The sequence below is a fragment of the Adlercreutzia sp. ZJ176 genome (genome assembly GCF_011038975.1).
In the GTDB taxonomy this organism is placed as follows: Bacteria; Actinomycetota; Coriobacteriia; order Coriobacteriales; family Eggerthellaceae; genus CAAEEV01.
In genome coordinates, this window is sequence record NZ_JAAKEC010000010.1 from 44,317 (window position 1) to 61,879 (window position 17,563).

The following is a 17,563-nucleotide window of genomic DNA, read 5'->3' on the forward strand; positions in this document are numbered from 1 at the left end:
GGTTTTTGCGCGCCGCCGCTTTCCGCGCGCCTGCGTTACAATGGTGAAGTTTACGGTTACGGCAGAGAAGGACTCACCCATGGCAATCCAAGCACCCGAAGGCACCAAAGACCTGCTTCCCGACGAGGCGCTGTTCTGGACGCACTTCAAGGCGGTGGCGGTGCGCGTGTTCGGCGCGTACGGCTACGTGCCCATCGAGACGCCCGTCATCGAGCAGACCGAGCTCTTCGTGCGCGGTATCGGCGAGGCCACCGACGTGGTGAGCAAGGAGATGTTCACCTCGCTCTCGGGCGAGAACCTGAAGAAGCTGCTCGCCGGCGGCACCGTCAAGAGCAAGAGCCGCCTGTCGATGCGCCCCGAGGGCACGGCGGGCGTGGTGCGCGCCGTGGTGCAGCACGACTTGGTGCCGCAGGGCGCGGCGCCGGCGAAGCTCATGTACGCGGGCCCGATGTTCCGCGCCGAGCGTCCGCAGAAGGGCCGCCAGCGCCAGTTCAACCAGGTGGGCGTGGAGTGCCTGGGCGCCGAAGAGCCCACGGTCGATGCCGAGGCCATCATCATGCTCATGCGCTTCTACCGCGAGATCGGCATTCCTGAGGCTGACACGCGCCTGCTCGTCAACTCCATGGGCTGCGACGCGTGCCGCCCGGCGTACCGCGAGCAGGTGCGCGCCTACATGGCCGAGCACGCCGACGAGCTGTGCGAGACGTGCCTGACGCGCGCGGAGCTGAACCCGCTGCGCGCCTTCGACTGCAAGAATCCCGGCTGCGCGGCCGTGATGGAGGGCGCGCCGAAGATCACCGACCATCTGTGCGACGACTGCCGCGAGCACTACGAGACGGTGAAGGCGCTGCTCGACGGAGCGGGCGTGGCCTTTGCGGAGGACGCCAAGCTCGTGCGCGGCCTCGACTACTACACGCGCACGGTGTTCGAGGTGCAGGTGGACAACGGCATGGGCAGCCAGAACGCCATCGGCGGCGGCGGGCGCTACGACAAGCTGGCCGAGGAGGTGGGCGGCCGGCCCACGCCGGGCCTCGGCTTCGCGCTGGGGTACGAGCGCTGCGTGCTCGCGCTGCAGGCGGTGGGCGCGGAGTTCCCCCGCGCGCAGCGGTGCGACCTGTTCGTGGCGTGCGTGGACGCGAGCGTGCGCACGGCGGCGTTCTCGCTCGTGCAGCGCTGCCGCGACGCGGGGATGGCCGCCGACATGGATCACCAGAAGCGCAGCTTGAAGAGCCAGTTCAAGCTGGCCGACAAGCTCGGCGCCGCGCACGTGGCCGTCCTCGGCCCCGACGAGCTGGCGGCCGGCCAGGTGAAGCTGCGCAACATGGACACCCACGAGGAGCGCCTCGTGGCGCTCGAGGACGCTCCCTCCGCGCTCTTGGCTTGAGAGGGTTTGGCGGGGAATTGGCCGCGCGGGAGTGATTTTCCCGCTCAGGCGCGGGCTTCTGTCGTACAATAAACCAGTTTGGGATAAGCTCCCCTCGCCTGCGCGCGCATGCGCCGGCTTGCCTGCGCGCCGCGCGGGCCGCCGAGGCGCCGTCGCTGCGCGTGCCGTCGCGTGCTGCGACGCGCCCGCCACGCCCGCGGGCGAGGGGTGGAAGCTAAGAGGCTCAAGGAGAACGAACTGTCATGGCAGATCTGAAGAACGAATACTGCATGCACACCGCCACCTGCGGCGAGCTGCGTGCGCAGGACACGGGCCGCGAGGTCGTGCTCACCGGCTGGGCGTGGCACAACCGCGACCACGGCGGGCTCATCTTCTGCGACCTGCGCGACCGCGCGGGCTACACGCAGATCGTGGTCGACCCCGACTGCGTGAGCGCCGAGGACTTCGCGTGCGCCGAGCATTTGGGCCGCGAGTACGTGCTGAAGGTCACCGGCGCGGTGCGCGAGCGCGCCGCCGAGGCCGTGAACCCCAACATGGCCACGGGCGAGATCGAGGTGCTGGCGAGCGCGATCGAGGTGCTCAACACCTCCGTCACCCCGCCGTTCTCCATCGAAGACGGCATCGAGACCGACGAGACCACGCGCATGAAGTGGCGCTACCTCGACATCCGCCGCCCTGAGATGTACGCTGCGCTGCGCTTGCGCCACACGGTGGTCCAGGCGATGCGCACGGCCCTCAACGAGCGCGGCTTCCTCGAGATCGAGACGCCCATCCTGGCGAACTCCACGCCTGAGGGCGCGCGCGACTACATCGTGCCGAGCCGCCCGAACCCCGGCAAGTTCTACGCGCTGCCGCAGAGCCCGCAGCAGTTCAAGCAGATGCTCATGTGCGCGGGCGTCGAGCGCTACTACCAGATCGCGCGCTGCTTCCGCGACGAGGACCTGCGCGCCGACCGCCAGCCCGAGTTCACGCAGGTGGACATCGAGATGTCGTTCGTGCAGGGCGAGGACGTCATGAACATGATGGAGGACGTCATGGCCGAGACGCTCGCCGCCGCAGGCGTCTCGCACGCCTTCCCGCTCGAGCGCATGCCCTATGCCGAGGCCATGGAGCGCTTCGGCTGCGACCGCCCCGACACGCGCTTCGGCATGGAGCTCGTGAACCTCACCGAGATCGTGCGCGGCTGCGGCTTCGGCGTGTTCGCCCGCGCCGTTGAGGCCGGCGGCGTGGTGAAGGCCATCAACTGCAAGGGCGCCGGCGACTGGAGTCGCGGCGACGTGGAGAAGCTCGCCGACATCGCGGCGGCCAACGGCGCGAAGGGCATGGCCTGGATCGCCTTCACGTCCGACGGCAAGGAGAAGAGCCCCATCATCAAGTTCTTCGAGGAGGACGTGTACGCGCGCCTCAAGGAGGCCATGGGCGTGGAAGCGGGCGACCTGCTGCTGTTCGCGGCCGACAAGGCCGAGGTGGCCAACGCCGTGCTCTCGGCGCTGCGCCTGCACATGGCCGACCGCCTGGGCATCCCGCGCGAGGGCCACAGCCTGCTGTGGGTGGTGAACTTCCCCATGTTCAAGTATGATGAGGACGAGAAGAAGTACGCCGCCGAGCACCATCCGTTCACGCACGTGCTCGACGAGGACCTGGACTGCATCGAGACCGAGCCCTTGGCATGCGGATCCTACAGCTACGATTTGGTCATGGACGGCTTCGAGGTGGGCGGCGGCACCATCCGCATCCACAACGCCGAGGAGCAGCGCCGCGTGCTGCGCGTGTGCGGCCTGACCGACGAGCAGATCGACGAGAAGTTCGGGCACCTCATCCACGCGCTCGAGCTGGGTGCCCCGCCGCATGGCGGCATCGCGCTGGGCCTCGACCGCCTCGTCATGCTGCTGGCGGGCAAGGAATCCATCCGCGACGTCATCGCGTTCCCGAAGACGTCGAGCGCAAGCGATCCCATGACGGGCGCGCCGAGCGCCGTCACGGGCCGGCAGCTCAAGGAGGTCAGCCTCCGCACGCTGTAGGCGCTGCCGCGCGGCTGTCCTCACGTGCCGCGCCCTCACGCGCCAGCATGGTGTCACCCCGAGCGCCCGGCCTTCTGGCTCGGGCGCTTTTTCATTCCGGAAGTACGAGACGCGAGAAACGCTCAACCCTACAGCTAAGTAATTCGAGGGAAAGCGAGGTTGAGGCAATGGAGCGGAGGACTTTGACGGCGGAAGCGGGGAAGAGGGCGGCAGGGCCGCAGGCGACGGAGCCGCAGGCGGCGGTGCAGCTGTCCGACACGCGAGCGGATGCGCGCAAGGCGGTGATATACGGATATGCGCGCGTGTCGGCTCGTGACCAGAACCTGGCGCGTCAGATCGACGCGCTGCTGGAGTTCGGCGTGAAGCGGCAGCTCATCTACGAGGACCGCGCGAGCGGGCGCGACTTCGAGCGCCCGGGGTTCCGGCGGCTGATGCGCCGGCTGCGCGCGGGTGACGTGGTGGTGGTGAAGAGCATCGACCGGCTCGGCCGCTGCTATGGCGACATCCTCGAGCAGTGGCGCGTGCTCACCAAGGAGCGCGGCGTCGACGTGGTGGTGCTCGACATGCCGCTGCTCGACACGCGCACCCGCGTGGACGGCGTGACCGGGGCCTTTTTGGCTGACGTGGTGCTGCAGCTTCTGAGCTACGTGGCGCAGGTGGAGCGCGACAACATACGCCAGCGCCAGGCTGAGGGCATCGCCGCGGCCCATGCGCGCGGCGTGCGCTTCGGCCGCCCGCGCCTCGAGCGTCCCGAGCCCTACTGGGACGTGCTCGAGGGCTACTTGGCGGGCCTGCTCACGCGCAAGGAGGCGTCAGCCGCCCTCGGCGTGAGCACGGCCACGTTCGACCGCTGGAAGCGGGAGGACTTGGCGCGGCATGTCGTGTAAATGGTCATTAACACCTGAGAAGTTGTCACGAGCAAGGTAAAAATTGCTACGAACGGCTTGAAAACAGCACTGAGAAAAGGTAGACTTTTTGCGAGGAGTCAACGAGTGTGAGAAACGAGCTGAAAAAAAGGGGTTTTTCAGCGGTTTGGCGCGGAAAACGCGCCGAATGCGCGCAAAGGGAGACGCTGAGAAAATGTCTACCTTTCCTGTGTTTGTGATGATGGGGTGTTCTTTTTAGCAAGGCCTCGCACGTTGGGACATGACCGGGACTCGGCCATGAAAAACAATAGAGGGAACGCCGCCCCGAGGCGGGGTGGCTTTTTTATTGCGCCGTGTCCCCTCTGTTGCCCACGCTCGCGCCGAATATGGCTGACTTCGGCAAATCTGCAGGTGAATAGCTCGAAGAATCTTTGAGTGCCACGGCGGGGTTCGGACGTGCCGCGATACGCGCCCGGCGCTCGAACTGCGCCGTAGAGAGGGGGACGGTGGCTTATGGGCAGGTTGAGCAGCAAGGAGGGGGCCTCGCGGCTCACGCCGCTGCAGCAGCGCATCCTGGGGTTCATCGTCGAGCGCACGGCGATGGGCGGCGGCCACGCGCACTGCACCAAGCGGGAGATCGCCGAGTTCATGAAGTGCAGCGCGAAGACCGTGGACCGCGCGATCGTGCGCCTGCGGGCCGAGGGCGTGATCGAGTCGCATCCCCGCTTCAACGAAAGCGGAGGTCAGGAGGGCAACACCTACCGCGTAGTGTCCTCCGAGTAGCCTCGGCGCCCGCCCCTTCGCCCTGCCTTCTCGTGGAGTTTTGGAGAACCTGCTGATTTCGCCGGGTTCTCTTCTCGTTCCCCTATACTAGGTCGATGTGCTTGCGAGTGCATCGAACGGGCTTGGGCGGCGCCAAGTTCCGAACCTGGTCAGGTCCGGGAGGAAGCAGCCATAAGGGACCGCTGACGAGCGCCCATGCCTGCTCGGTGCACTTCTCTGCGCGTCGCGCCCGGCGCTGCGCGCTGGCTCGCACGCCGTGCGTCGGCTCTCGTTCCATGCGGCGCCCGGCCAAAGGAATGCTCGCTTGCTGTGCCAACCTCCGGGTTGGCATTATCGTGGGAAGGGCTCTTTGTGGAAATCATCAACTTTTTCGTCAACCTGCTGAAGGACCCGCGCGGGCAGATCGCCGCGTGGATCATCGCGCTGGGGCCGGTGTGGGTGTACACGCCGCTGTTCCTCATCGTGTTCATCGAGACGGGCCTCGTGTTCTTCCCGTTCCTCCCCGGCGACTCGCTGCTGTTCGCGGCGGGCGTGTTCTCGGCCGACGGCGGCGGGCTCAACGTGGTGGCCACGCTTATCGTGTTCTACGTGGCGGCCATCCTCGGCAACACATCGAACTACTGGATCGCGCGCTTCTTCGGCAAACGCATCATCGACTCCGGCAAGGTGAAGGCGCTCACGCCCGAGCGCATGGAGAAGCTCGACCACTTCTTCGAGAAGTACGGCGGCCTCACCATCGTCATCACGCGCTTCATGCCGTTCTTCCGCACGTTCGCGCCCTTCATCGCGGGCACCGGGCACATGAACTTCGCGAAGTTCACGTTCTTCAACTGCGTCGGCGGCATCTCGTGGGTGAGCCTGTTCGTGCTGGTGGGCTACTTCTTCGGCGGCATCCCGCTCGTCCAGGACCACTTCGAGGTCATCGTGCTCGGCATCGTGGCCGTGTCGGTCGCGCCTGCCATCATAGGCGCCGTCAAGGCCGCCATGAGCTCCCGCAAGAACAAGAAGTAGGGGAGGCTTGGCGCTTCCCGTGACTTGGCGCTCCCTGCGATCGGGCCGCATCGCGTTGCCTGCTTTCGAGGGCTCGCCGGCGCGAGCGGCGTGACGCGGGCGCGCGGCTTTGGGTTTGCGCTATGATGGGCGGGTAACCTTTTTGCTGAGAGAGGCGCACCGCATGGCAGAGGCACTGTATCGCAAATACCGTCCGCAGATCTTCGAGGACGTGGTGGGGCAAGAGCACATCGAGCGCACCATCAAGAACGCCATCGAGTCTGACAAGGTGAGCCACGCGTACCTGTTCACGGGCCCGCGCGGCACCGGCAAGACCACCACGGCGCGCCTGCTCGCCAAGGCGCTGCTCTGCCAGAGCGGCCCCACGCCCGAGCCCGACGGCACGTGCGAGGACTGCGCGATGATCGCCGCGGGCGAGCACCCCGACGTCTACGAGCTCGACGCCGCGTCGCGCACGGGCGTGGAGAACGTGCGCGAGGAGATCATCGGCCGCGTGCAGTTCGCCCCCACGCGCGGGCGCTACAAGATCTACATCATCGACGAGGTTCACATGCTGTCGACGGCGGCGTTCAACGCGCTGCTCAAGACGCTCGAGGAGCCGCCGAGCCACGTGGTGTTCATCCTGGCCACCACCGACCCGCAGAAGGTCCCCGAGACCATCCACTCGCGCTGCCAGCGCTTCGACTTCCGCCGCATCTCGAACGAGGCCATCGTGTCGCGCCTCGGCGCCATCTGCGTGGCCGAGGACGTGGAGTTCGAGGGCGAGGCGCTCGACCTGGTGGCGCACCGCGCGGAAGGCGGCATGCGCAACGCGCTGACCTCGCTCGAGCAGCTGATCGCGTTCGGCGAGGGCCGCGTGACCATGGAGGTCGCCGAGCGCATGCTCGGGTCGCTTGCGGTGAGCGAGCTGGGCGAGATCGTGCGGTTCGTGGGCACGCGCGACGTGGCGTCGTGCTTCCGCTGGACGGCCGAGTACGTGGAGACGGGCGCCGATTTGGCGCAGTTCACGCGTGACTTCGCCGAGCACGTGCGCAACATGTATGTGATGTCGCTCGCCGGCGCCGACGTGGCGCTCGACGTGAGCGAGAGCGTGCGGCGCGAGATGGCCGAGGAGCTGCCGCTGTTCGGCCCCGATCGCCTCGCCCGCCTGCTGGGCGTCCTGGGCGACCTGTCGGCGGAGCTCAAGTCGTCGACCAACCCGCGGCTGTCGTTCGAGATCGCGCTCACGCGCATGGTGCGGCCCGACTCCGACCTCACGCTCGAGGCGCTCGCCGAGCGCGTGGAGGCGCTCGAGGCGGGGTACTCGGCGGTGGCGCACGTGGTGAGCGCGGGCGCTGCGGCGGGTGCGAGCGCGGCGGCGGGCGCTGGTGGGGCGGCTGTGAGCGCAGTGGTAGGCGTTGGCGCGGCGGTTGCGGCGGTTGCGCCGGCCGAGCGCGGCGGCGAAGGGGCCCTGCGCGAGCCGGCAGCCGCGCAGCGGTCGGGAGTGCAGGGCCCGGTGCGCGCCGAGGCGCAGCCCGTGCGCCGCGCGGTCGCAGGCGCCGCCGAGGTGCAGCCCGCTTCGTCCCGGCCCGTGGAGGCCCGACCGACGGCGGCGGCGCAGGCGGCGACGGCCCAGCCCGCGGTAGCAACCCAGCCCACGGCGACTCGGGCGCAGCCCGCGATGGCGACCCAGCCTGCGATGGCGACTCAGGCGCAGCCCGCGGCATCCGCCCAGCCCGCCGAGGCGCAGCCTGTGGCAGCGGCTTCGGGCTCCCCGTCCGCGGCTGCGGGCGAGGTGCCCGCGCAGCTGGCCGAGAGCTTCAAGAACCCCGCGGCCCTGCAGCGCACGTGGCAGGCCGCGCTCGCGACGCTCAAGAAGGCGAAGGCGGCCTACGGCGTGCTCTTCCTGAACACCAAGGCGTCGTTCGACGCAGCCCGCGGCGCGCTCGTCATCGACTTCCCCGCCGAGAACGACTTCGCCTTCAAGGCCGTGCAGAAGCCCGACGTGCAGGACGAGCTCGCCGCCGCGCTCGCGCATGCCTGCGGCGTCCCCATCCCGTTCCGCCTCTCGAAGGCGGGCGCAACCACGGCGCCGGTCGTCGCCGCAGCCTCTGCCTCCGTCGCGACCGTCGCAGCCTCCTCGGCTGCCGCCGGCTCCTCTGCGCAGGCTGCGCCGCGCGCCGAGGCTGCGCAGCAGCTCACGCGCCCGTCCGACCAGGTCCAATCGCGCCCCGCGGCCGACCCTGCCGCTCGGCGCCCTTCGGCTGACCCTGCCGTCCAGCGCCCCGCTGCAGCCGACTTCGCGGCTCCGCGCCCCGCGGCTGGCCCTGAGCCGCGCGTCGACGCCGCCACGCAGGCCACGCCGCCTGCGCCCTACGAGACGCCCACCGGCTACGCGGGCTTCGACGACCTCGTTCCGCTCGACGCCTACGACGACCTGGTTCCCTACGACGACGCCGACGTCTACGAGCCCGCTTTCGAGCCGGCCTTCGAGCCTGCTCCCGTGGCCGCGGCTTTCGCCCAAGGGCAGCAGCCCGCCGCTTCCGTTCGCCAGCCTGACCCTGCGGCCTCCGCGCGCGACCAGCGCTCGCAATCTGCCCGCAGCCCGCAGCCCGCTTCTGCGGCCCGCAACCCGCAATCTGCCCGCGGCCCGCAGCCGGCCCGCAGCTCGCAACCTGCCTCCGCGGCCCGCAGCCCGCAGCCCCAGCCCGCCCGCAGCTCGCAGCCGGCTCGCGATCCGCAGCCCCAGCCCGCCTCCGCGGGGCCCGAGCCCTCGATGGCCGACCTCGACGCCATGCTCGCCTTCGGTTTCGGCGCGGACGTGTCTTTCACCGAGGTCAGGGAATAGCCTTTGCGGTACCATAGTCCCCACGCTTGAAAACTTCCGCCAACATCACCGAAGGAGTTCCCCATGGATATGAAGAAGATGATGAAGCAGGCCCAGAAGATGCAGCTTGAGGCCGCGCGCGCCCAGGAGGAGATCGCGCAGATGGAGTTCACGGCCACCGCGGGCGGCGGCATGGTGAAGGTGTGCGCCAAGGGCGACATGACCATCAGGTCGGTGACCATCGACCCCGAGGCCGTCGACCCCGAGGACGTCGAGATGCTCGGCGACATGATCCTCGCGGCCACCAACGAGGCGCTGCGCTCGGCCACCGAGGCCACCAACGCGCGCATGGGCGCCGTCATGGGCGGCATGAAGATCCCGGGCCTGATGTAGCGCATGCAAGCGGCGCCATCCATCCAGAAGCTGCTCGACGAGCTGGAGCGGCTGCCGGGCGTGGGCCCGAAGTCGGCCCAGCGCATGGCCTACTACCTGCTGAACGCCGACAAGGCGTCGGCTCTGCGGCTCGCCGGGGCCATCATTGAGGTGAAGGAGACGGTGCGCTTCTGCAGCCGCTGCTTCAACTACGCGGAGGGCGAGCTGTGCGAGATCTGCGCCAGCGCCAAGCGCGACCAGAGCGCCATCTGCGTGGTCGAGGAGCCGCGCGACATCCCGCCCATCGAGCGCACGGCGGTGTTCGCGGGCGTGTACCACGTGCTCGGCGGCGCGCTCTCGCCGATGGAAGGCGTCGGCCCCGACGACCTGCGCGTGGCCGAGCTGCTCAAGCGCCTGGCCGCGGAGGACGTGACCGAGGTGGTGCTCGCCACCAACCCCAACATCGAGGGGGAGACCACGGCCGCCTACCTCGCGCGCCTCATCAAGCCGCTCGGCATCACGGTGACGCGCCCTGCGAGCGGCCTGCCCGTCGGCGGCGACCTTGAGTTCGCCGACGAGGTGACGCTCGGTCGCGCGCTCGAGGCCCGCCGCCCGCTGTAGGGGAGGGGCGCGAAGGCAGGCGCCCCCCGCCCGCCTGCCTGCGGCGTCGTACAAAAGATAAGGCACGTGGCCTGCGGTGCAGGTCACGTGCCTTATAAGACAAAGAGCCCTGTCCCCTCCAAAAACAGAACCCTTATCTTCCCGAAGCAAAGTGCGCTTCTCGTAAATCGCATGTATTATAGCATCGTCTCCACATAATCCCAAGAGAAAATTCTCGCGCAGCGCACTTCACAACGCACTATTCTGATATGCAGATAACTAATGAAGGCGGCGACGCGGGGATGTGACGGGGGCGCGTCGGCTGGGGCCGGGTGCGCCCCGCAGGCGCGGTCTTGTGCGCTGAGTCGCCGCCTGACCTGCGATAAGGAGCCGCCATGCAATACTTCGCCGATGCGCGCATCGACCACTTCATCACCGAGGACCTGCCCTATCTCGACCTCACGTGCCAGGTGCTCGGGCTTTCGGACGCGCCGGGCGAGATGGAGTACTTCACGCGCGAGGACTGCGTGCTCGCGGGCGTGGCGGTGGTGCGCCGCATGATGGCGAAGCTCGGCTGCGAGGTGGTGGCTGCCCGCGCTGACGGCGACCGCGTGAGCGCAGGTGAGGCGTTCATGCGCGTGCGCGGGGGCGCCGAGCAGCTGCATGCGGCGTGGAAGGCGTGCCTGAACGTGTTCGACCACCTGTCGGCCGTGGCCACCAAGACGCGCCGCATGGTCGATGCGGCGCACTCCGCGAACCCGCGCTGCGAGGTGCTCACCACGCGCAAGTCCATGCCGGGCGTGAAGGACCTGCTCACCTACGCAGTGGTGGCGGGCGGCGCCTACCCGCACCGCCTGGGGCTCTCCGAGACGATCATCGTGTTCAGCCACCACCTCACGTTCATGGGCGGCTTCGACGCCTTCGTCGAGAAGCTCCCCGAGATCAAGGCGCGCTGCGTGGAGAAGAAGATCTTCGTCGAGGCCGACGCCGAGCAGGCGCGCATCCTCGCGTACGCGGGCGTCGACGCCGAGCAGGCGATCCGACGGAACCACGTCCACCCAGAGCGCGTCCCCGCGTACGCGGGCGTCGACCACCCGCCCGCGCACTCGCAGCCCGCCATTCCCTGCCCAGAGCGCGACCTCGCGCGCGCGGGCGTCGACGGCATCCAGCTCGACAAGATCCCCGCTGATGAGCTGGGGCTGCTGGTGCGCGAGCTGCGCGCGATCAACCCGGCCGTCACGCTCATCGCCGCCGGCGGCATCAACCCCGAGAACGCCGCCGCCTACGCCGCCACGGGCGTCGACGGCCTGGCCACCACGGCGCCCTTCAGCGCGAAGCCCCTCGACATGAGCGTCCGCATGCGCGCGCTGTAGCAAGTGCCGTCCCCTGTCGCCGAGCGAGCAGCTTCCCCCCCCGTACCACACCGAATGAGCAGCCGTCTGTGCTATCCGGGGAGGGCAGCCTCCCCTCCCATGTCGCCGCGCGAGCAGCCCCGCCACCTTGGGCGAGCAGCCTTCTCCCGTGTCGTCTTGGGAGAGCCTCCCTCCTCGTGCCACTGAGTGATCGCTCTCGTCATCTCAGGTGAACCTCCCTTCTCATGTCATCCTGAGCGAGCGGAGCGAGTCGAAGGATCTGCTCCCAAGTGCGGTGTGCTCGCATGTGCGTTCTGCTCGCGGCCAGATCCTTCGACTCCGCGCCCTGCGGGCGCTTCGCTCAGGATGACACAGAGGGAGAGGCGCTTGCGGGGGCGCGCATCTGTTATACTCGTTCGCGATATAAGGAAGCAGGGTCGTGAGACGTCTAGGCGCGTTGCGGCTGAGGGTTGCGGAGCGCTTGCGCGCGCTGCGGCCGAGGGCTTGCGGGCGCTCGGGCGGGTCGTGACCGAGGGCCATGGCGCTCGGGCGCGCTGCGGCTCTGCTACGTTCGGGTTGAGGGGCATCATGGTCAACGTTCCAAGTCCGGCGATCTCCATCGTGGGTCGCCATAATTCCGGGAAAACCACGCTCATCGAGCAGGTCATTGCCGAGCTGGTGGCGCGCGGGCACGACGTGGGGTCGGTCAAGCATCACTCCCACGCGAACTTCGACATCGACCACCCCGGCAAGGACTCCTACCGCCACCGCGCGGCCGGCGCGAGCGAGACGGTCATCGCCTCGCCCACCATGATGGCGCGCGTCAAGACGCTCGACGAGGAGGCGGAGTGCTCCGACATCGTGCGCTCCATGCCCGGCCACGACATCATCGTGGTGGAGGGCTACCGCAAGAGCGGCCTGCCCACCGTCGAGATCATGCGCTCGGGCAATCCGGCCGACGTGAGCGTGGCGACCGCGTTCATCGAGGGCGCCCGCGCCGGCGCCTCGCTCGGCACCGACTTCACGCAGGCCTCGCGCGGGGACGCCGCCTTCGCGGCCGACCTCGAGCACAAGATGCCTACGTCGGACACGGTCGCCGTCGTGACCGACATCCCCGAGGCGCGCCAGGCGGCGTTGCTGTTCAACATCCCGGCGTTCGCGCTCGACGACATCGCGGGCATCGCTGACTTCCTTGAGGAGCACTACGTGCGCCCGCGCGTGACGGTGGTCATCCAGGCGGGCGGGGAGAGCCGCCGCATGGGCCGCTCGAAGGCCACGGTGCCCTTTGCGGGCCGCCCGCTCATCTGCCGGCTGATCGAGCGGCTCTCGCCTGCGGCCGACGAGCTTCTGATCACCACCAACGAGGCGGACAGCCTCGCCTTCCTCGCCGAGGAGTACCCCGAGCTCGACATCAAGCTCGTGGGCGACGCCTTCGACTTCCGCGGCGCCCTGCCAGGCCTCTACACCGCGCTGCAGTCCGCGCGCAACCCGTACGTGGCCGTGGTGGCGTGCGACATGGTGTTCGCCAGCGCGAGCTTGGTGGTGGCCGAGTCGCTCATGATGGCGGAGACCGGCGCCGACGTGGTGGTGCCCGTGAACAAGCACGGGTTCGAGCCCTTCCACGCGCTCTATCGCAAGACCGGCTGCGTGCCTGCGGTGCGCCGCGCGCTCGACGCCGGCGAGAAGCGCGCGCAGGCGTTCTTCGACGACCCCGCGGTGCGCGTGGCGGAGTTCTCGCAGGAGCGCGTGCTGGCGGCCGAGCCGCGCGGCGGCTGCTTCATCAACGCCAACACGCCTGACGAACTCAAGCGCATAGAAGACTCCTACCTCGGTGAATAGGCGGTTTTGACGATGCCCACGATCAACGACGTCATGGAGATGGCCGAGCTTCTGCGCAGCAAGTCGGTCGTGGCCGTCGAAGACCACTGCGTGGCGGTGCGCAACCGCAACGCATCGTGCCACCTCTGCGCCGACGCGTGCATGGCCGACGCGATCACCGTGGGGAAGAACGAGCTTGCCATCGACGCGGGCGCGTGCGTGGCGTGCGGCGCGTGCGTGGCGGTCTGCCCCACGGCGGCGCTCGTGTCGCTCGATCCCATGGACGAGGACCTGGCCGTTGCCGTGGCGGACGCCGTGGCGCAGACGGGTACGGGCACGGCGTGCGTGGCGTGCGCGCGCATGGCCGCGCGCCAGCTGGGCGACCCGGAGAAGTTCGCGTGCGTGCCGTGCCTGGGGCGCGTGACTGAGCCGCTCCTCGTGGGGCTTGCGGCGCACGGCGTTGAGGACATCGTGCTGGTGGACGGCACGTGCGCCACGTGCAAGTACGGCGCGGTCTCGCCGGCGGTCGACGAGACGATCGACGCGGCGGCCTCGCTGCTCGAGGCGGTCGGGGCGCCTGCCGTCATCGCGCGCGCCTCCGAGTTCCCACCTGAGCTGCTCGCCTCTGACGCGCTTGCCGTGCGCGGCGCCGCGCGGCGCGGGTTCTTCACGCAGGCGGGCGGCTACGCGAGAAACGTCACCATGACGGTGGCCGAGAAGGCTGTGGCCGACGCGCTCCACCAGGACCAGAAGCAGAAGCTGCACACGCTGCGCGAGCGGCTCGGCGCGGGGAAGAGCGGCAAGATGCCCACTTTCGTGCCCGAGCGCAACATGCGCATCATGGACGCGCTCTGCCAGGTGGGGGAGCGCACCGGCGCGCTCGAGGCGATCATGCGGGCGGCCGAGGCGGACGACGCCGGCGTGCCCGAGGGCGTCGGCGCTGCCGGTCCCGTTGGGGTTGCCGACGTGCCCGCCGTGGATGCCCCCGACGCCGCAGGTCCCGAGGCCGCCGGCGCTGCCGGTCCTGTTGGGGTTGCCGGCGCCGCAAGCCCCGCCGACGCCGCCGCGCCCTTCGAGCCCGTCCTCAGCACGCGGCACTTCGGCGCGCTCTCCATCGACGCCGAGAAGTGCTCGGGCTGCGGGATGTGCGTGATGTTCTGCCCCACCGAGGCGCTCAAGTACTCCACGCTCGAGGAGCCGGCTGACGAGGACATGCGCTACCTCGAGTTCCAGGCCACCGACTGCACCCAGTGTCGGCTGTGCGTCGACGTGTGCCTGCGACACTGCATCGAGCTGTCGCGCGAGGTGCCGGTGGCCGAGCTCTTCGACTTCGAGCCGCGCCTGGTGGAGATCCCCCGCCCGAAGAAGCCCGCCAAGCTCTTCAACCGCAACCGCTAGGGAAGCGCTGCGCGCATGCGGCAAGAGGCGTCGTCCGGGTCTCCTTGCCACAGATCCCGCCTCGGCTCATCGTGCTTTCCGCTGCAAAGTTGCAAACATGCGAGAAACACGCGATCTGATACCCGCATGCCTCGTGTCGAGCTTGCTGCCCATGCCAAGATGTAGCGAACGCATATTTATTTGTCATGAACGATGCACTGGTGACAGCGTACTCTTCTCGCGTGGCGCTGAGCGGTATCAGATCGCGTGTTTCTCGCCCTTTGGGAAGCGCGGGCGCGCATTTCGCCCCGCTGTGGTATACTTTCAACCGCTCTATCGCTTTATCGTAATAAAGTGTGGGCAAGGCGAAGCGCCGGCAAGGTGGCGCTTCGCGTGAAGGAACGCTTTTTCAGGAGGAACGGAATGAAGAAGAAGATCACAACGCTCGTCGTGGCTGTCGCCATGCTGAGCCTGGGCGCGCTCATGCTGGCGGGCTGCTCGAGCAGCAACGCGAGCTCGAGCGCTGCAAGCTCCGCGAGCTCTGCTGCCGACAAGGCCGCGACCGAAACCACCAAGCTCGTCGTCGGCTTCGACAACGCCTACCCGCCGTACGGCTTCATCGGCGATGACGGCAAGGAGACCGGCTTCGACCTCGACCTCGCCGCCGAGGTCGCCAAGCGCAACGGCTGGGAGTACGAGCAGCAGGCCATCGACTGGGATGCCAAGGATGCGCTGTTGAACCAGGGCACCATCAACTGCATCTGGAACGGCTTCACCATGGAGGGCCGCGAGGCTGACTACACCTTCTCCGAGCCCTATATGCTCAACGAGCAGGTCATCGTGGTGAAGAAGGACTCCGACGTCAAGGCGCTCGAGGACCTGGCCGGCAAGACGGTCATCACGCAGGTTGACTCCGCCGCGCTCGACGTGCTCGAGAACGACGAGGAGGGCGGCCAGGCCGCGCTCGCCGCGACCTTCGCCGAGCTGCAGACCATCGGCGACTACAACAACGCCTTCATGCAGCTCGAGTCCGGCATGGTTGACGCCGTCGCGTGCGACCTGTCCATCGCCGCCTACCAGATGGCCGCCAACCCCGACGCGTACGTGCAGATCTCCGAGCCGCTGAGCTCCGAGCACTACGCGGTGGGCGTGAAGAAGGGCAACACCGAGATGGCCGACCAGATCACCGCCACGCTGAAGGAGATGTACGAGGACGGCACCGTCGAGGAGCTGTGCAAGAAGTACGAGGAGTACGGCCTCACCTTCGACAACTGGATCCTGAAGTAAGAAGCAGGTAGCTCGAGCGGCTTGAATGCCGCGTTGGTCGCGAAGCGGGCGGGGGTGCGTGCCCTCGCCCCCTTCGCATGTTTTGAGGGCTTTTGCGTTTGCCGCGGAATCGACGGCGCGACGCGCGCTGCGGGCGCGGCTGGCAGCGCAGCGCGAGCACGGCACGGCTCGTGCGGGATGGCGGCACGGCACGGCGATGTCGCGGCAAGCGCAAGGCAACATACGAGAGGGGTAGCGCGTGGAATTTCTTGACGCTCTTCTGAAGGGGATGAGCTTCGACGTGATGATGGGCCTCTTGGGCAACGGCCTCATCATGACCTCGAAGATCTTCATCGTGACGCTCATCGGGTCTCTGCCTTTGGGCGTGGTGATCGCGCTCGCGCGCATGAGCAAGTTCAAGCCGCTCTCGTGGCTGGCGCAGCTCTACATCTCCATCCTGCGCGGCACGCCGCTCATGCTGCAGCTCATGGCCATCATGTTCGGCCCGTACTACCTGCTCGGCCTGCAGATGGGCCCCGACTGGAAGTTCATGGCCTGCTACATCGGCTTCATCCTGAACTACGCGGCCTACTTCGCCGAGATCTACCGCTCGGGCATCCAGTCGATCCCGCAGGGGCAGTACGAGGCGGCGAGCGTGCTGGGCTACACGCGCGCGCAGACGTTCATGAAGATCGTGCTGCCGCAGGTCATCAAGCGCATCCTGCCCGCCATGGGCAACGAGATCATCACGCTGGTGAAGGACACCTCGCTCGCCTTCGTGCTGGGCATCATGGAGATGTTCACGCAGGCCAAGGCCATCGCCGCCAGCCAGGTGAGCATGCTGCCCTACGTGGTGGCCGCGCTCATCTACTGGGTGTGCTGCCTCGTGATCGAATTCATCCTGAACCGCGTCGAGAAGAAGCTGGACTACTACCATGACTAACGCCGTCGTAAAGCTGGAGCATGCTCGAAAGAGCTTCGGGGACAACGAGGTCCTCAAGGATATCTCGCTCACGGTGAGCAAGGGCGACGTGCTGGCGATCATCGGCCCGTCGGGCGGCGGCAAGTCGACGCTTTTGCGCTGCCTCACCATGCTCGAGATGCTTGACGCGGGCAGCCTGAGCTACGGGGACCTGTCCGTGACCACCACCGACGCGCAGGGGCGCGCGGTCTACGGCGGCGCGGACGTGATCCGCGAGGCGAAGACGCGCTTCGGCCTGGTGTTCCAGAGCTTCAACCTGTTCCCGCACTACACGGTGCTCAAGAACGTCACCGACGCGCTCATCTGCGTGCAGAAGATGCCGAAGGACGCCGCGCTCGCGCGCGGGCGCGAGCTGCTGGCGAAGATGGGCCTGTCGGGCAAGGAGGACATGGTGCCGTGCGACCTGTCGGGCGGCCAGCAGCAGCGCGTGGCCATCGCGCGCGCCCTCGCCATGAACCCCGACGTGCTGTTCTTCGACGAGCCCACGAGCGCATTGGATCCCGAGCTCACGCGCGAGGTGCTGAAGGTCATCCGCGAGCTGGCGGCCGAGCACATGACCATGGTGATCGTCACGCACGAGATGAGCTTCGCGCGCGACGTGGCTGACCAGCTCATCTTCATGGACGGCGGCGTCATCGTGGAGCAGGGCCGCGCGAGCGACGTCATCAACAACCCTGTGCACGAGCGCACGAAGGCGTTTCTGTCCAACTACCAGCAGGAGTAGGGAAGCGCCGCCAGCTCACCGGCATGGGCGCGGGCTCGCGAGCGGCAGCGGACGCGCGAGTGTGGGCGCCTCGCGCGAGCCTCGCGTGCAGCGCCAGCGCCCGGTCTGCGCCATCTGGCGTACACCAGGTGGAGTATATCCATGACGTAAAGGTGACGATTGCGCGGCGGCACATCGCGCGTACGCGCGGAATGATAAGGT

The 17,563-nt window shown here is 68.1% G+C and carries 14 protein-coding genes and 1 other RNA gene; all 15 read left to right on the top strand.

What is annotated here, in order from left to right; all coding sequences use genetic code 11:
* Nucleotides 1-79 precede the first annotated feature (79 nt).
* The 15 genes from hisS to G7Y50_RS06775 all read left to right on the top strand — a co-directional run bounded on the left by hisS (nucleotide 80) and on the right by G7Y50_RS06775 (nucleotide 17,362).
* The gene (gene hisS / locus G7Y50_RS06705; RefSeq protein WP_165055521.1) at nucleotides 80-1,384 is read left to right on the top strand and encodes a histidine--tRNA ligase; all 1,305 of its coding nucleotides are present in this window, start codon (nucleotides 80-82) and stop codon (nucleotides 1,382-1,384) included.
* 242 nt (nucleotides 1,385-1,626) lie between these two features.
* Nucleotides 1,627-3,405, top strand: coding sequence for an aspartate--tRNA ligase (gene aspS / locus G7Y50_RS06710; RefSeq protein ID WP_165055532.1), 1,779 nt, complete (start codon nucleotides 1,627-1,629; stop codon nucleotides 3,403-3,405).
* Between the two features lie 281 nt (nucleotides 3,406-3,686).
* Nucleotides 3,687-4,292 carry a recombinase family protein gene (locus tag G7Y50_RS06715; RefSeq protein ID WP_370458003.1) on the top strand — a complete coding sequence of 202 codons (606 nt, stop codon included), beginning with the start codon at nucleotides 3,687-3,689 and terminating at the stop codon, nucleotides 4,290-4,292.
* Nucleotides 4,293-4,784: 492 nt separating this feature from the next.
* Nucleotides 4,785-5,054 (top strand): GntR family transcriptional regulator, encoded by a 270-nt coding sequence (locus G7Y50_RS06720; protein WP_165055551.1) that lies wholly within the window; start codon nucleotides 4,785-4,787, stop codon nucleotides 5,052-5,054.
* Between the two features lie 114 nt (nucleotides 5,055-5,168).
* Nucleotides 5,169-5,262: signal recognition particle sRNA small type (gene ffs / locus G7Y50_RS06725), an RNA gene on the top strand.
* Between the two features lie 143 nt (nucleotides 5,263-5,405).
* On the top strand, nucleotides 5,406-6,065 hold the full coding sequence (locus tag G7Y50_RS06730) for a VTT domain-containing protein (RefSeq protein WP_165055554.1): 660 nt from the start codon (nucleotides 5,406-5,408) through the stop codon (nucleotides 6,063-6,065).
* Between the two features lie 163 nt (nucleotides 6,066-6,228).
* Nucleotides 6,229-8,892 (top strand): DNA polymerase III subunit gamma/tau, encoded by a 2,664-nt coding sequence (gene dnaX, locus G7Y50_RS06735; RefSeq protein ID WP_165056996.1) that lies wholly within the window; start codon nucleotides 6,229-6,231, stop codon nucleotides 8,890-8,892.
* A gap of 63 nt (nucleotides 8,893-8,955) precedes the next feature.
* The gene (locus tag G7Y50_RS06740; RefSeq protein WP_165053767.1) at nucleotides 8,956-9,264 is read left to right on the top strand and encodes a YbaB/EbfC family nucleoid-associated protein; all 309 of its coding nucleotides are present in this window, start codon (nucleotides 8,956-8,958) and stop codon (nucleotides 9,262-9,264) included.
* A gap of 3 nt (nucleotides 9,265-9,267) precedes the next feature.
* Nucleotides 9,268-9,864, top strand: a complete 597-nt coding sequence (gene recR / locus G7Y50_RS06745) for a recombination mediator RecR (RefSeq protein WP_165053764.1) — start codon at nucleotides 9,268-9,270, stop codon at nucleotides 9,862-9,864.
* A gap of 374 nt (nucleotides 9,865-10,238) precedes the next feature.
* Nucleotides 10,239-11,216, top strand: a complete 978-nt coding sequence (locus G7Y50_RS06750; RefSeq protein ID WP_165053761.1) for a ModD protein — start codon at nucleotides 10,239-10,241, stop codon at nucleotides 11,214-11,216.
* Nucleotides 11,217-11,783: 567 nt separating this feature from the next.
* Nucleotides 11,784-13,034: a molybdopterin-guanine dinucleotide biosynthesis protein B gene (mobB, locus tag G7Y50_RS06755; RefSeq protein WP_165053758.1), complete on the top strand. Its 1,251-nt coding sequence runs from the start codon at nucleotides 11,784-11,786 to the stop codon at nucleotides 13,032-13,034.
* A 12-nt stretch (nucleotides 13,035-13,046) separates the two neighbouring features.
* The gene (locus tag G7Y50_RS06760; RefSeq protein WP_165056998.1) at nucleotides 13,047-14,411 is read left to right on the top strand and encodes a 4Fe-4S binding protein; all 1,365 of its coding nucleotides are present in this window, start codon (nucleotides 13,047-13,049) and stop codon (nucleotides 14,409-14,411) included.
* Between the two features lie 402 nt (nucleotides 14,412-14,813).
* The gene (locus tag G7Y50_RS06765) at nucleotides 14,814-15,677 is read left to right on the top strand and encodes an amino acid ABC transporter substrate-binding protein (RefSeq protein WP_165053754.1); all 864 of its coding nucleotides are present in this window, start codon (nucleotides 14,814-14,816) and stop codon (nucleotides 15,675-15,677) included.
* 268 nt (nucleotides 15,678-15,945) lie between these two features.
* Nucleotides 15,946-16,599, top strand: a complete 654-nt coding sequence (locus tag G7Y50_RS06770) for an amino acid ABC transporter permease (RefSeq protein WP_165053791.1) — start codon at nucleotides 15,946-15,948, stop codon at nucleotides 16,597-16,599.
* Nucleotides 16,592-17,362, top strand: coding sequence for an amino acid ABC transporter ATP-binding protein (locus G7Y50_RS06775; RefSeq protein WP_165053752.1), 771 nt, complete (start codon nucleotides 16,592-16,594; stop codon nucleotides 17,360-17,362). Before G7Y50_RS06770 ends, G7Y50_RS06775 begins: the two co-directional genes overlap by 8 nt.
* Nucleotides 17,363-17,563: the final 201 nt, after the last annotated feature.